Here is a 14754-nt window from a genome sequence, read left to right as displayed (position 1 = left end):
CAGCTGGTCGACGCGCAGCAGGCCGTGGCGGTCCGCCGGGCCCTTGCCCTGCGCGGCCGGCCGCGGCTTGCCCTGGCGGGCGTGGAAGGAGTTCATGCTCATGGGCGTGAGGAGTCAGGGGGTGAGGCGTGAAGAGCCTTTGTACAGGAGCGCCGGAAGGCGCTCCTGCCGGGGGCTGCGCCGCCCCCGGGGCTCAGTAGCGGTACGCGTCCGACTTGTACGGGCCTTGCTTGGGCACGCCGATGTAGGCGGCCTGCGCGTCGGTCAGCTCGGTGAGTTGCACGTTGAGCTTCTTCAGCTGCAGGCGGGCGACCTTCTCGTCGAGGTGCTTGGGCAGGGTGTACACGCCGATCGGGTAGTCGGCCGTGCGGGTGAACAGCTCGATCTGTGCGATCGTCTGGTTGGCGAAGGAGCTCGACATCACGTAGCTCGGGTGGCCGGTGGCGCAGCCGAGGTTCACCAGGCGGCCCTTGGCGAGCAGGATGATCCTCTTGCCGTCGGGGAAGATCACGTGATCGACCTGCGGCTTGATCTCCTCCCACTGGTACTGCTCGATGCTGGCGACGTCGATCTCGTTGTCGAAGTGGCCGATGTTGCAGACGATGGCCTGGTCCTTCATCTTCGCCATGTGGTCGTGGGTGATCACGTGGTAGTTGCCGGTCGCGGTGACGAAGATGTCGGCCTTGTCGGCGGCGTATTCCATCGTGACCACGCGGTAGCCTTCCATCGCCGCCTGCAGCGCGCAGATCGGGTCGACCTCGGTCACCCACACCTGGGCCGACAGCGCGCGCAGGGCCTGGGCCGAGCCCTTGCCCACGTCACCGTAGCCGGCCACCACCGCGACCTTGCCGGCGATCATCACGTCGGTGGCGCGCTTGATGCCGTCGACCAGCGATTCGCGGCAGCCGTAGAGGTTGTCGAACTTCGACTTGGTGACCGAATCGTTGACGTTGATCGCCGGGAACCTGAGCTCGCCGCGCGCGTGCATCTGGTACAGGCGATGCACGCCGGTGGTGGTCTCCTCGGTCACGCCCTTGATGTGCGCCAGCCGCGTCGAGTACCAGGTGGGGGCGGTAGCGAGCTTGGCCTTGATCGCGGCAAAGAGGATGGTCTCCTCTTCCGAGCCCGGCTTGGCCAGCACCGAGAGGTCCTGCTCCGCGCGTGCGCCCAGGTGCAGCAGCAGCGTGGCGTCGCCGCCGTCGTCGAGGATCATGTTGCTGTAACCCCCGTCCGACCATTCGAAGATGCGGTGGGTATAGTCCCAGTAGTCCTTCAGCGACTCGCCCTTGACCGCGAACACCGGGATGCCGTCGGCAGCGATGGCCGCGGCGGCGTGGTCCTGGGTCGAGAAGATGTTGCACGAGGCCCAGCGCACCTGGGCGCCGAGCGCGGTCAGCGTCTCGATCAGCACCGCGGTCTGGATGGTCATGTGCAGCGAGCCGGTGATGCGTGCGCCCTTCAGCGGCTGGCTGGCGGCGTATTCCTCGCGGATCGCCATCAGACCGGGCATCTCGGTCTCGGCGATGCGGATTTCCTTGCGGCCCCAGTCGGCAAGCGACAGGTCGGCGACGACGAAATCGGTGAATTGGGTGTCAGCCACGGCGTTCATGTGAAGCTCCATGCTATGGCCGGGCGGAAAGCGGGGGGAGGGCAGCATGTCGCTGCAGGCGGCTCACCCGACATCCCGAACCCGGCAGGGTTGAAGACGATTCGCAGGTGAGCGCCGTTGTACTGATACCCGCCGCAGGGCGGGGTCCGAGCCTGGGGGCCTGGCAGCAGCGGATGCGGCCGGCGCCTCGCAGCGCTCCTCGGAAACAAGCGAATGATACCAAAGCGGCAGGCGGGCGTGGACTCGAGGGGTCGGTTGCTGCCGCGGGCATCACGATCGCGGGGATCGCGACTGGCGTCGCTCCCACATCCGGCCCCGGTCGCCGCCGGCTCCCGCAGGAGCGACGCCAGTCGCGATCAGGCGGCCCGGCATGCGAGGCACGCAGCCCGATCGCCCCGCCTATGCGCGCCTGCCGTTGCTGCGCACGATGCTGACCACGACGGTGATCACCGTGAGCGGCATCACGTAGCCCAGCATGATCCCCGAGAAGGCCGGCAGGCTGGTGTGCTGCTGGGCCTGCAGCACCAGCCAGGCGGTGTAGGCGGCGTAGTAGGCGAGGAACACGCCGCCCTCCCAGCGCGCGATCTCGCGCCCGGTGATCATGATCGGCAGGCAGGCGAAGGCCACCGCGAGCATCACCCAGAGGTCGAAGTTGCGCGCCGCCTCCGACACCGGCAGGCCGGTGCCCGAGGCGATGCCCGAGGCACCGAGCACGGCGAGGATGTTGAAGATGTTGCTGCCGACCACGTTGCCCACCGCGATGTCGCGCTGGCCGCGCATCGCGGCGACGATGGAGGTGGCGATCTCGGGCATCGAGGTGCCCACCGCGACCACGGTGAGGCCCACCACCAGGTCGCTGACCCCGAAGGCGCGCGCGAAGGCCACCGCCGCTTCCACCAACCAGTCGGCGCCGACGATCAGCATCACCAGTCCGGTCGCGATCAGCCCGACCTGCACCGCCCAGTGGCGGTCCCAGGCGGAGGTGGGGAGGTCGGTGCCGAACTCCTCCTGCACCGCCTTGGAGGCGCGCCGCGACTGCACGATCAGGAACACCGTGTAGGCGATCACCAGGGCGAACAGCACGATCGACTCGACCAGGCCCAGATGGCCGTCGAGCGCCATCACCACCAGCAGGGCCGACACGCCGATCATGATCGGGATCTCCTGGCGGATGATCTGCTCGTCCACCAGCAGCGGGGTGATCAGCGCCGAGATGCCGAGGATCAGCAGCACGTTGCAGATGTTGCTGCCGACCACGTTGCCGAGCGCGAGGTCGGGGCTGCCGGCGAGCGCCGAGCCCACCGATACCGCCATCTCCGGCGCGCTGGTGCCGAAGGCGACCACGGTGAGGCCGACGACGAGCGGCGAAACGCCGAAGGAGACCGCCAGCCGCGAGGCGCCACGTACGAGGACGTCCGCACCGACAACGAGGACGGTGAGGCCGAGGGCGAACATCAGGACTTGTTGGAGCATGGGCGACTCTGGGCGACGTGGTGGGGCAGAGACCGGGGCGGGCGTCCGCGAGTTCCGGATTCTACCGGGACGGATGCGCGGCGGTTCTGCGCAGGAGCGACGCAAGTCGCGATTGCAGCGCCCGGAACCCGCGCCAGCGCCGCAGCGCCGCCCGAGCGCGACTCGCGGCGTTCCCGCGCGCGCATTCCCGAGCGTGGCTGACCTGCGTAGGAGCGACGCAAGTCGCGATTGCAGCGCTCGGAACCCGCGCCAGCGCCGCAGCGCCGCCCGAGCGCGACTCGCGTCGTTCCTGAGGGCGCTTCCGGCTCAGAGTCCGGCGTCGGCGCGCAGGGCGGCGGCCTTGTCGGTCTGTTCCCAGGTGAAGCCCGGCTCGTCGCGGCCGAAGTGGCCGTAGGCGGCGGTGCGGGAATAGATCGGGCGCAGCAGGTCGAGCGTCTGGATGATCGCCTTCGGGCGCAGGTCGAAATGCCGGCCGATGAGATCGACGATCTTCTCGTCGGCGATCCTGCCGGTGCCGAAGGTGTTGACCATCAGCGAAACCGGGCGCGCCACACCGATCGCGTAGGCGACCTGGACCTCGCACCGGTCGGCGAGGCCGGCGGCGACCACGTTCTTGGCCACGTAGCGACCGGCGTAGGCGGCCGAGCGGTCGACCTTGGACGGATCCTTGCCCGAGAACGCTCCGCCGCCGTGGTGGGCCGCGCCGCCGTAGGTGTCGACGATGATCTTGCGCCCGGTGAGGCCGCAGTCGCCGTGCGGGCCGCCGACCACGAAGCGGCCGGTGGGGTTCACCAGGTAGCGCACGTCGCCCTGCATCAGCTCGGGCGGCAGCACCGGCTTGATGATCAGCTCGATCACCGCCTCGCGGATCTGCTCCTGGGTCACGTCGGGGTCGTGCTGGGTGGACACCACGACGGTGTCGATCGCCACCGGCTTGCCGTCGACGTACTTGACGGTGAGCTGGCTCTTGGCGTCCGGGCGCAGCCAGGGCAGGCGGCCATCCTTGCGCACCTCGGCCTGGCGCTGCATGACGCGGTGAGCGTAGTGGATCGGCAGCGGCATCAGGCTGGCGGTCTCGTTGGTGGCGTAGCCGAACATCAGGCCCTGGTCGCCGGCGCCCTGGTCGAGCGGGTCGTCGTTGGCGTTGTTCACGCCCTGGGCGATGTCGGGCGACTGGCGGTTGATCGCCGCCAGCACCGCGCAGCTCTTGTAGTCGAAGCCGATGTCGGAGTTGTCGTAGCCGATGCGGCGGATCACGTCCTGCGCGATCTCGCGGTAGTTGGGGTGGGCGGTGGTGGTGATCTCGCCCGAGATCACCACCAGGCCGGTGGACACCAGGGTCTCGCAGGCGACGCGCGCCTTGGGGTCTTCGGCCAGCACGGCGTCGAGGACGCCGTCGGAGACCTGGTCGGCGACCTTGTCGGGATGACCTTCGGAGACCGATTCGGAGGTGAAGAGAAATTCAGCCATTCGTGCTGCTCCTTGGAAAACAAAAATCCCCGTTGCCATGGCCTTGCGTCTGCGGCCAGCTCCGGGGATTTCGTCGAGCAGCCGACGCTTTAGCAGTACTTGGTTCGGGCGGCACCGCGGCCGCCCCACCGCCCTGCAAGTTGTCGAGTTAACTCGGCGGTGGAGCGCGGATTATAGACCGGGACGCCCGGCTGTGTAAGCATTCGGGCCTGAAGCCGGTTCCGGCATCCATATCGGATCTCAACCTGGTGCTGTCGCAAAGCGCATTCCGCCTCCTCTCTCGCCTGCCCCTGTCCTGGCTGCACCGCCTCGGTGGCTGGGCGGGCTGGCTGACCTACAAGGCTTCGCCGTCCTACGCCCGCCGCGTGCGCGAGAACCTCTTCAACGCCATCGGTCGCGAGGACGAGACGGTGCTGCGTGCGGCGATCGTCGAGGCCGGCCGCCAGGCGCTGGAGCTGCCCTTCATCTGGGGCCGGCCGGCGTCCGAGGTGGTGGCGAGCGCGGTGCGCACCGAGGGCTGGGAGCTGGTCGAGGCCGCGCGCGCCGAGGGCGCCGGCATCCTCTTCATCACCCCGCACCTGGGCTGCTTCGAGATCACCGCCCAGTGCATCGCCGCCAGGATTCCGATCACCGTGCTCTATCGCCCTCCGCGCAAGGAGGTGCTGCAACCGCTGATGGAGGCGGGCCGGGCGCGCGGACAGATGCGTACCGCGCCGGCCGATCTATCCGGCGTGCGCAAGCTGGTCAAGACCCTGCGCAGCCACGAGGCGGTGGGCATGCTGCCCGACCAGGTGCCGGGCGCGGGCGAGGGCGTGTGGTCGACCTTCTTCGGCAAGCCGGCGTGGACGATGACGCTGGCCGCGCGCCTGGCGGCGGTGAAGGGCGTGCGCGTGATCTACACCTGGGCCGAGCGCCTGCCGCGCGGCGAGGGCTACGTGTTCCGCCTGCAGGCGCCTGCCGAGGCGCTCACCGGCGACATCGACACCGACGTCGCGATCATCAACCGCGAGGTCGAGCGCATGATCCTGCAGTGCCCGCAGCAGTACCTGTGGGGCTACAACCGCTACAAGGGTCCGCGGCGCGAGCGCGAGGACGCCGCCCCGCAGGGGGATGCGGGCGCCGATGCCGCCAACCCCTCGGCGACCACTTCCGCCGCCGACCCCGCCGGCACGGACGCGGAGCGCGCGCCATGAGCCGCCTGGTCATCGGCCTGATCTGGCTGCTGCACTGGCTGCCGCTGGTGCTGCTCGCACGCGTGGGAAGCGGTTTCGGCCGGCTGCTCTACTGGGTGGTGGTGCCGCGCCGCAAGGTCGCGCTGACCAACCTGCGGCTGTGCTTTCCCGAGCTCTCCGAGCCCGAACGGCGCGCGCTGGCGCGGCGCAACTTCGCCCTCATCGGACGCAGCATGCTCGAGCGCGGCCTGGCCTGGTGGGCGAGCCCCGAGCGCCTGCGCGCCACCGTCCGCATCGAGGGCCTGGCGCACCTGCAGCGCCTGCGCGCCGAGGGCCGCCCGGTGTTGCTGCTGGCGCCGCACTTCCTCGGCCTCGACATGGCCGGCACCCGGCTCACGCTCGAGGGCGACTTCGTCAGCGTGTATTCGCCGCAGAAGGACAAGGTCTTCGACCACTGGCTGCACCATGGCCGCAGCCGCTTCAACGACCAGCTGCTGCTGTCGCGCCACGATGGCGTGCGCGCCACGGTCAAGGCGATGAAGTCCGGCCGCCCTTTCTATTACCTGCCCGACCTCGACTACGGCCGCAAGGAGTCCATCTTCGTGCCCTTCTTCGGCGTGCAGGCGGCGACCATCACCGGCCTGCCGCGCCTGGCGCGCCTGGCGGGTGCGGCGGTGGTGCCCTGCATCACCCGCATCCTGCCCGGCGGACAGGGCTACGTGCTGGAGCTCGGCGCGCCCTGGGCCGACTATCCTTCGGACGACGTCGAGGCCGACACGCTGCGCATGAACGCCTGGCTCGAAGGCGTGGTGCGCACCATGCCCGAGCAGTACTACTGGGTGCACCGCCGCTTCAAGACCCGGCCCGAGGGCGAGCCGCGGATCTACTGAAACACTGGAACAGCAAGATGAAACTGCGCTTCACCAAGATGCACGGCCTGGGCAACGACTTCGTCGTCATCGATGCCACGCGTGCGCCGGTCGACCTCACCCCGGCGCGGGTCAAGGCGATCGCCGACCGCCATTTCGGCGTCGGCTGCGATCAGCTGCTGGTGGTCGAGCCCGCCGCGCGGCCGGATGTCGATTTCCGCTACCGCATCTTCAACGCCGATGGCGGCGAGGTCGAGCAGTGCGGCAACGGCGCGCGCTGCTTCGTGCGCTTCGTGCATGACAAGGGGCTCACCGACAAGGCCGAAATCCGTGTCGAGACCCGCTCCGGCATCATCGCGCCGCGCCTGCGCGCGGACGGCCTGGTGACGGTGGACATGGGCGTGCCGGAGCTGGCGCCGGCGAAGGTGCCGTTCGTGTCCGACTCGGACGCGGTCGTGCAGCCTTTGCAGGTGGGCGGCGACACGGTGGCGATCACCGCGGTGTCGATGGGCAACCCGCACGCGGTGCAGGTGGTGGCCGACGTCGATGCCGCGCCGGTGGTGGAGCAGGGCGCGCGGATCGAGCGCCACGAGCGCTTCCCGGCGCGGGTCAATGCCGGCTTCCTGCAGGTGGTCGATGCGCACGAGGTGCGTCTGCGCGTGTTCGAGCGTGGCGCCGGCGAGACCCTGGCCTGCGGAACCGGCGCCTGCGCGGCGGTGGTGGCGGGCATCCTGCGCGGCCTGCTGGAGACGCCGGTGCGGGTGCATACCCGCGGCGGCGAGCTGGAGATCGCCTGGGACGGCCCGGGCACGCCGGTGCGCATGACCGGACCGGCGGTCACGGTTTTCGAGGGCGAGATGGAGCTCGCCTGAGGGAGCCCGCCCGAGTCCGGATTTTGCCGGGCCGGACGCGATGCGCCTGTGCGGCATCGTGCCGGCCGACTCGCGGCCGACCGCGCCGTATGCGGCGGCCATCCACGAACGATCGACGCGGGGCGGCAGCCGCCTCGCCTGGAGTAGCATCGATGAATGCAGAAGATGTCGCACGCTACCTGCGCGAACACCCCGATTTCCTCAACCAGCATCACGAGCTCTTCAGCGAGCTCACCGTGCCGCATCCGCAGCATGGCGGCCAGGCGATCTCGCTCGCCGAGCGCCAGCTCCATGCCCTGCGCGACAAGATCCGTGCGCTCGAACTCAAGCTTGCCGAGCTGATCCGCTTCGGGGAGGAGAACGACGACATCAGCACCAAGGTGCACCGCCTGTCGGTCGCGCTGCTGCAGGCGGGCTCGGCCGCCGCGGTGCGCCAGGGCCTGGCCGACAGCCTGCGCGACGACTTCTCCGTGCCGCACGTCAGCCTCAAGCTGTGGGGAGAGGTCGGGGGCGGGGTGGTGCACACCGAGGCCTTCGGCGTCGGCGAAGCGGCGCGCCGCCAGGTCGAGAACCTGCGCCACCCGTGGTGCGGGGTGCCCGAGAGCATCGAGATGACGAGCTGGTTCGGCGAGGCCGCGCCGCACATCCGTTCGCTGGCGTTGATGCCGCTGCGCGTCGGCGGCAACTGCATCGGCCTGCTCGCGCTCGGCAGCGCCGAGCCCGAGCGCTTCTACGCCGGCATGGGCACGCTCTACCTGGGCCGCATCGCCGACCTCGCCGCCGCGGCGCTGGCGGCGCGCGCGGGCTGAATCCATGGGCCCGCGGCGGTCCGCCGAGGCGCCGGCCGCGCTGCCCGAGCGCATGCAGGCCTGGCTGGCCTGGCTCGCCACCCAGCGCCGGGTCTCGCCGCTGACGCTGACCGCCTACCGCGCCGGCCTGCAGGCCTTGCTGCGCCTCGCCGAGGAGCACCCGCCCGAATCCTTGCAGCCCGCCGACATCCGCCGCTTCGTCGCCCGCCTGCATGGCGAGGGCCAGCAGGGACGCTCGATCGCCCGCCATCTGTCGGCGTGGCGAGGCTTCTACCGCTGGTTGGTGCGCGAGCACGGCGTGCGCATCAATCCGGCGCTCGGCATCCGTCCGCCCAAGTCCCCCTCGACGCTGCCGCGCGTGCTCTCGCCCGAGCAGGCGAACGCGCTGCTCGATCCAGAGCCGCAGAATTTGCTAGAAATTCGGGATATTGCGATGTTCGAGCTTTTTTATTCTTCCGGTCTGCGAGTTGCGGAACTCGCCGGACTCGACATCGATTCCGGGCTGGACCTCGCCGAGGGCCTGGTCACGGTCACCGGCAAGCGCCAGCGCCAGCGCACCGTGCCGGTGGGCGGCAAGGCGATCGCGGCCCTGCGCCCCTGGCTGGAGATCCGCGCCGGCCTCGCTGCGGCGGGCGAGCGCGCGCTGTTCGTGACCCGCGACGGCCACCGCCTGAGCACCCGCGGCATCGCCAGCCGGCTGGGCACGCGCGCTCAGGCGCTCGGGCTCGGCGTGCATGTGCATCCGCACATGCTGCGGCACAGTTTTGCGAGTCATCTTCTGCAATCGAGCGGCGATCTTCGCGCTGTCCAGGAACTGCTCGGCCACGCCAGCATCCGCAGCACGCAGATCTACACGCATCTCGATTTCCAGCATCTCGCCGCGGTGTACGACGCGGCACATCCGCGCGCGCGCAAGTAGTCCGTCACGCGCTCGCCACCCCGGCGCGCACGCCCCGATCCGGGGAATCGCAGCGGCAGAAGAGGGCGGTTGGGGTCACAATATGACTCTCCCCATTATGGGTATTCCCGAGTATTGAGCCCGTTCGGCTTGGGTTATGCTCATGGCGTCTGTTAATTTAAGAATTTTCTAAAAAACGCCGCTAGCTCCCGGAATCAACAAAAAAGGGTGAAGCGTGCCATGACAGCCCAATGAGCCCAACAGCGCACCCGGAACACCCGAATGCGGCGTCGGCACGCCGCACGATCAAGGCGGTCGCGCTCGTGCTCGCGCGCCACGAGATCCGCAGCTTGCGGCGCTGGTTCGAAGACTTCGACCGCGACATCCTGCTCCCCATCCTGCTCGGCGAGATCGCACTGCATAATATCGGCGCCTTGCAGAACGGCGTCGCGCGCCGCGAGAGCACCCGTCCGATCACCGCGACGCCCTCGGTGCCGCGCGACACGCGCCCGGCGGATTGCGGCCTCAAGCCCTGCAACGCCTACTCGATCGCCGCCGCCACCGGTCTGCCGCGCGAGACGGTGCGGCGCAAGATCGGGCGCCTGATCGAGCTGGGCTGGATCTGTCGCGAAGACAACGGACACCTCTTCATCACCGAGATCGCGCTCGAGCAGTTCGGCTCCATGCTCAGCTCGCGCGCGCTCGGCGAGCTCCTCGAAACGGCCGACCACGTCCGCACCCTGCTCGACGACGAGCACGACTGAAGCAGGCCGCGCGCAGGGGCGTGCAGGCTTCTGCAGGAGGGACGCGAGCCGCAGCAGCCTCGCGCCGGGCAACGTGTGGCTTTGCGGCCGCAGTGCTCCCTAAGAACCCGTGCGCAAGGGCGCTCGATATTCCGGATTCGGCCCCACCTCGGCGCGCGCCAGCGCCGCGCCGATCAGCACCAGGGCGGCGAGCAGCAGGGCGAAGTGGCGGCGCTGCGCTGCCGGGCCGGGCAGGCGGCGCGGCATCGAGTAGTACATCGCGTGAAGATAGCCCGCTCCCGCGGCGGCGAGCGCCAGCAGCCCGGCGCCGAGCAGGCGCGAGGCGAGCGGATCGAAGCTGCGTCCGATCGAGGGGTCCCACTGTGCGGGCATGAAGAACTCGGGCGCTCGCACAAGCAGGAACATCCCGCCCAGCACGCACAGCATCAGCATCACCACCTGCAGCGAGCGCACGGTCGGCCCCGTCGCCTACTGGAAGAGGTCGCCGCCGATGCGCGGCGGCACGAGGCCGAAGTGCTGCCAGATCGACTGCGTCGCCATGCGCCCGCGCGGGGTGCGCTGCAGGTAGCCCTGCTGGATCAGGTAGGGCTCGATGACGTCCTCGATGGTGTCGGTCGATTCGCCGATCGCCGCGGCGATGTTGTCGAGGCCGACCGGGCCGCCGCCGAATTTCTCCAGCATCGCCGACAGCAGCTTGCGGTCCATCAGGTCGAGGCCCAGGTTGTCGACGTCCAGCATGCGCAGCGCCGCGTCCGCGACCGCGGCGGTGATGCGGCCACCCGCCTTCACCTCGGCGTAGTCGCGCACCCGGCGCAGCAGGCGGTTGGCGATGCGCGGCGTGCCGCGCGCGCGGCGGGCGATCTCGAGCGCGCCGTTGTCCTCGATTTCCACATTGAGCAGGCGCGCCGAGCGTCCGACGATGAAGGCGAGCTCGTCCGCGGTGTAGAACTCCAGCCGCGACACGATGCCGAAGCGGTCGCGCAGCGGGTTGGTCAGCATGCCGGCGCGGGTGGTGGCGCCGACCAGCGTGAAGGGCGGCAGGTCGAGCTTCACCGAGCGTGCCGCCGGGCCTTCGCCGATCATGATGTCGATCTGGAAGTCCTCCAGCGCCGGGTAGAGGATCTCCTCGACCACCGGCGACAGGCGGTGGATCTCGTCGATGAAGAGCACGTCGTGCGGTTCGAGGTTGGTGAGCAGCGCGGCGAGGTCGCCGGCGCGCTCGAGCACCGGGCCGGAGGTCTGGCGCATGTTCACGCCCATCTCGGCGGCGACGATGTGGGCGAGCGTGGTCTTGCCCAGCCCGGGCGGGCCGAACAGCAGCACGTGGTCGAGCGCCTCGCTGCGATTGCGCGCCGCCTGGATGAAGATCTCCAACTGTTCGCGGATCTTCACCTGGCCGACGTACTCGGCCAGGCGCTTGGGACGCAGCGCGCGCTCGATCGCGTCTTCCTGGCGGTCGGCGGGGGCGGCGGAGATCAGGCGCTCGGCGGGGGCGGCAGCCTTGAGCTTGTCGGTTTCGATCATGGGCGTGTCCTGGCCGAGCTTGCAGGGCGGCAGCCGACGGCGTGGCGAGCGGGGTGCATGCGCATCATGCCTTCGACAGCGCCTTCAGCGCCTGGCGGATGCCGTCCGAGACGCCGACGTCCTCGGCCAGCCCCTTCATCGCGGACAGCGCCTCGCGCTCGTTGTAGCCGAGCGCGAGCAGGGCGTTGAGGATGTCGCTCTTCGCGTCCGGGGCTGCGCCCGGTGCGGCCGCGGCGAGTCGCGCGCCCGTCATGCTGGGCAGCGCCTTGCCGAGCTTGTCGCGCAGCTCGAGCAGCAGGCGCTCGGCGGTCTTCTTGCCGATGCCGGGGATCTTCACCAGCCGCCCGGCCTCCTGCAGCGCCACCGCCTGGGCGAGGTCGTTCACCGACAGCCCGGACAGCACCGCAAGCGCCATGCGCGCGCCCACGCCCGAGACCTTGAGCAGCTGGCGGAAGGTGGCGCGTTCTTCCTCGGTGGCGAAGCCGAACAGGAAGTGGCCGTCCTCGCGCACGACGAAGTGCGTGTGCAGGCTGACCGTGCCGCCGGTGGCGGGCAGGTTGTAGAAGGTGCTCATCGGCACGTCGATCTCGTAGCCGACGCCGTGGGCGTCGACGAGGATCTGCGGCGGGTTCTTTTCCAGCAGGGTGCCGGTGATGCGTCCGATCATGAGGGGCGGGCGTGCGAAATGCGGATGTGCAAGTCTAGCAGGCCGCAGGCGTGCGGCCTGCGGTTTCATACAGCAGCGCGGGCCGGGGTGCGGCGTTTCGTGCGGCGCTACCGCTCCATTCATCGCCTTATCGCGACTCGCGTCGCTCCTACGGGCGCGTCGGAGAACCCGCCGTTCTTGTAGGAGCGACGCGAGTCGCGATGGCGGCCCGGGAGATTCGTATCGATGCCCAATCGAGGAGCCGATCGCGACTTGCGTCGCTCCTACGGGCGCGTTGGAGAACCTGCCGTTCTTGTAGGAGCGACGCGAGTCGCGAGTGCGGCCCGGGAGATTCGTGTCGATGCCCGGTTGAGGGGCCGATCGCGACCTGCATCGATCCTGCGGAGTTTGCCGAAGCCATGTCGTTCCTCCAGGGGCGGCCGGCGGCGCGAGGCGCGGCCGGGCTGGGGTAGAATCGGCGGCCTTCGCGCGTGGCGCGGCGCTTCGACGCCGGCGTTGCGAGCGGCAAAGAGAACAATCGAGGAGACCCCATGCTGCAGATGAAGAAGCTGTCCGTCGCGTTCGCCCTGTGCGGCGCTGCCGCCCTCAACGCCACCGCCCACGCCGCCGACATCAAGGTCGGTATCGCGCTCGACCTCTCCGGTCCCTTCTCGGCGCTCGGTGCCGAGGCGCGCGACGGTTTCGAGCTGGCGATCGAGAAGCTCGGCGGCAAGCTCGGCGGCCAGCCGGCGGAGTTCATCCGCAGCGACTTCGGCGGCAACCCGGAGCAGGCCAACCAGCTCGTCGCGCGCTTCCTGCAACGCGACGGCATCCACTTCTTCACCGGCCCGATCGGCTCCAACGCCGCGCTCGCCGTCGGCCCGGCGCTGTTCGCCGCCAAGGTGCCCTACCTGTCGGCCAACCCCGGTCCGAGCGCCTACGCCGGCGAGAAGTGCAGCCCCTGGTTCTTCGCCCAGTACCAGAACGACACCTACGACGAGGCCGCCGGCAAGGTCGCCAACGAGAAGGGCTACAAGAACGTCCTGCTGATCGCGCCCAACTACCCGGCGGGCAAGGATCATCTGAATGGCTTCAAGCGCCTGTACAAGGGTGCGGTGAAGGACGAGATCTACACCAAGCTCGGCCAGATCGACTACGCCGCCGAGATCGCGCAGATCCGCGCCGCCAAGCCGGACGCGGTGTTCTTCTTCCTGCCCGGCGCGATGGGGATCAACTTCGTCAAGCAGTTCGTCGGTGGCGGCCTCGAGGACATCCCGCTGATCGCCCCCGGTTTCTCGGCCGACGAGGACGTGATCCAGGCGGTGGGCGAGCCGATGCTCGGCGTGCTCAACACCGCGCACTGGACGCACGACCTGCAGAACCCCGCCAACGCCGCGTTCGTCTCCGCCTTCCGCCAGAAGTACGCCGGGCGCTACCCGTCGGTGTATGCGGCGATGGCCTACGACACCCTGATGGCGATGGACGCCGCGGTGCGCGACGTCGGCGGCAGGATCGACGACCGCGACGCGGTGCTGAAGGCGCTCAAGAATCCCAGCTTCAAGTCCCTGCGCGGCGAATTCCAGTACGGCGCCAACAACTTCCCGGTGCAGAACTACTATCTGCGCGAGGTCGGCAAGGACGCCGAGGGCCGCATCACCAACAAGCTGGTCGGCACCACGCTCGAGAAGCACCAGGACGCCTACGTGGGCGCGTGCAGAATGTGAGATCCGAGGTCCGCGCGCGCGGGGCATGGGGCCGCCGTGGGAGCGACGCAAGTCGCGATTCACCGCGATGCACCATCCGAACGGCAGCTTCATGATTTGGAGCTCACTGCTGCCCCGAGTGCGGCGGGATGCTCCATGGGCGGATCGCGACTGGCGTCGCTCCTACACAGAGGCTTCGGACGCGCCGGGCTGAAATCCGATGGATGCCATCTTCGTCTTCGAGCAGTTGCTCAACGGCCTGGGCTACGGGCTGATGCTGTTCCTGATCGCCGCCGGGCTCACGCTCGTGTTCGGCATCATGGATACCATGAACCTCGCCCACGGCTCGCTCTACATGGCCGGCGCCTACGTCGCCGCGCGCGTGCATGAGGCGAGCGGCGCGTTCGCGCTCGCCGTGCTGGTCGCGGTCGGCGTGACGGTGGCGATCGCGGCGGTGGCGGAGTTCCTCGTCATCCGCCGGCTGTATCGGCGCGACCACCTCGTCCAGGTGCTCGCCACCTTCGGCATCATCCTCATCGCCGACGACGCGGTGAAGGCGATCTGGGGCGTGGCGCCGCTGCTGGCCTCGACCCCGGCGGCGCTGGCCGGGCCGGTCGCGCTCCTCGAAGGCCTGCCCTATCCGTCCTACCGCCTGCTGCTGATCGGCGCCGGGCTGACGGTGGCGCTCGGGCTCCACCTGCTGGTCAACAAGACCCGCATCGGCATGCTGGTGCGCGCCGGCGCCTCGAACCGGCAGATGGCGGAGCACATGGGCGTGCGCGTGGGCGGGGTGTTCGCCTTCGTGTTCGCGCTCGGCGCTGCGCTCGCGGCGCTGGCGGGGGCGCTGATGGCGCCGATCAGCGCGGTGCAGATCGGCATGGGCGAGGCGATCCTGATCCCGGCGCTGGTGGTGATCGTCATCGGCGGCATCGGCTCCGGGCGGGG

Annotated in this window: 14 protein-coding genes and 1 riboswitch; of the genes, 8 read left to right on the top strand and 6 right to left on the bottom strand. The window is 69.5% G+C overall.

The genetic code is table 11. The features are described from left to right. Positions 1 to 193: 193 nt before the first annotated feature. From ahcY to metK, 3 genes are all read right to left on the bottom strand, one after another. Complete coding sequence (gene ahcY, locus C665_RS14105; RefSeq protein ID WP_004315760.1) at positions 194 to 1609, bottom strand: adenosylhomocysteinase; 1416 nt, start codon at positions 1607 to 1609, stop codon at positions 194 to 196. A 102-nt stretch (positions 1610 to 1711) separates the two neighbouring features. Beyond that, a riboswitch (S-adenosyl-L-homocysteine riboswitch) is annotated at positions 1712 to 1816 on the bottom strand. Positions 1817 to 2008: 192 nt separating this feature from the next. After that, positions 2009 to 3082: a calcium/sodium antiporter gene (locus tag C665_RS14100; RefSeq protein WP_004315759.1), complete on the bottom strand. Its 1074-nt coding sequence runs from the start codon at positions 3080 to 3082 to the stop codon at positions 2009 to 2011. A gap of 306 nt (positions 3083 to 3388) precedes the next feature. After that, positions 3389 to 4552, bottom strand: a complete 1164-nt coding sequence (metK, locus tag C665_RS14095; protein WP_004315758.1) for a methionine adenosyltransferase — start codon at positions 4550 to 4552, stop codon at positions 3389 to 3391. A gap of 248 nt (positions 4553 to 4800) precedes the next feature. Here metK and C665_RS14090 point away from each other — a divergent pair, with 248 nt between their 5' ends. The 6 genes from C665_RS14090 to C665_RS14065 all read left to right on the top strand — a co-directional run bounded on the left by C665_RS14090 (position 4801) and on the right by C665_RS14065 (position 9936). After that, positions 4801 to 5745 (top strand): lysophospholipid acyltransferase family protein, encoded by a 945-nt coding sequence (locus tag C665_RS14090; protein WP_004315757.1) that lies wholly within the window; start codon positions 4801 to 4803, stop codon positions 5743 to 5745. Then, positions 5742 to 6614 carry a lysophospholipid acyltransferase family protein gene (locus C665_RS14085; RefSeq protein WP_004315756.1) on the top strand — a complete coding sequence of 291 codons (873 nt, stop codon included), beginning with the start codon at positions 5742 to 5744 and terminating at the stop codon, positions 6612 to 6614. The genes C665_RS14090 and C665_RS14085 overlap by 4 nt, the downstream gene beginning before the upstream one ends. 17 nt (positions 6615 to 6631) lie before the next feature. After that, on the top strand, positions 6632 to 7465 hold the full coding sequence (gene dapF / locus C665_RS14080; RefSeq protein ID WP_004315755.1) for a diaminopimelate epimerase: 834 nt from the start codon (positions 6632 to 6634) through the stop codon (positions 7463 to 7465). 152 nt (positions 7466 to 7617) lie between these two features. Further along, a complete protein-coding gene (locus C665_RS14075; RefSeq protein WP_004315753.1) occupies positions 7618 to 8274 on the top strand; it encodes a DUF484 family protein in 657 nt (218 codons plus the stop codon). Between the two features lie 4 nt (positions 8275 to 8278). After that, the gene (gene xerC / locus C665_RS14070; protein WP_004315752.1) at positions 8279 to 9193 is read left to right on the top strand and encodes a tyrosine recombinase XerC; all 915 of its coding nucleotides are present in this window, start codon (positions 8279 to 8281) and stop codon (positions 9191 to 9193) included. A gap of 230 nt (positions 9194 to 9423) precedes the next feature. After that, entirely contained in the window at positions 9424 to 9936 is a 513-nt protein-coding gene (locus C665_RS14065; RefSeq protein WP_004315751.1) for a helix-turn-helix domain-containing protein, read from the top strand. Between the two features lie 99 nt (positions 9937 to 10035). Here the strand turns inward: C665_RS14065 and C665_RS14060 are convergent, their stop codons facing one another. From C665_RS14060 to ruvA, 3 genes are all read right to left on the bottom strand, one after another. Next, positions 10036 to 10389 (bottom strand): hypothetical protein, encoded by a 354-nt coding sequence (locus tag C665_RS14060; RefSeq protein ID WP_004315750.1) that lies wholly within the window; start codon positions 10387 to 10389, stop codon positions 10036 to 10038. A 15-nt stretch (positions 10390 to 10404) separates the two neighbouring features. Next, entirely contained in the window at positions 10405 to 11460 is a 1056-nt protein-coding gene (ruvB, locus tag C665_RS14055) for a Holliday junction branch migration DNA helicase RuvB (protein WP_004315749.1), read from the bottom strand. Positions 11461 to 11524: 64 nt separating this feature from the next. Further along, a complete protein-coding gene (gene ruvA / locus C665_RS14050; RefSeq protein ID WP_004315748.1) occupies positions 11525 to 12127 on the bottom strand; it encodes a Holliday junction branch migration protein RuvA in 603 nt (200 codons plus the stop codon). A 530-nt stretch (positions 12128 to 12657) separates the two neighbouring features. Between ruvA and C665_RS14045 the strand changes: the two genes are divergently transcribed. Together C665_RS14045 and C665_RS14040 are read left to right on the top strand one after the other, a co-directional pair. Beyond that, complete coding sequence (locus C665_RS14045) at positions 12658 to 13830, top strand: ABC transporter substrate-binding protein (protein ID WP_004315747.1); 1173 nt, start codon at positions 12658 to 12660, stop codon at positions 13828 to 13830. A gap of 199 nt (positions 13831 to 14029) precedes the next feature. Next, positions 14030 to 14754, top strand: a 725-nt coding sequence (locus tag C665_RS14040; RefSeq protein WP_004315746.1) for a branched-chain amino acid ABC transporter permease, incomplete at its 3' end; no start/stop codon positions are given.

It is taken from the genome of Thauera aminoaromatica S2 (assembly GCF_000310185.1).
Taxonomy (GTDB): Bacteria; Pseudomonadota; Gammaproteobacteria; order Burkholderiales; family Rhodocyclaceae; genus Thauera; species Thauera aminoaromatica.
The sequence above is the reverse complement of the archived record's forward strand: the minus strand, read 5'-3'. Positions and strand labels throughout refer to the sequence as shown.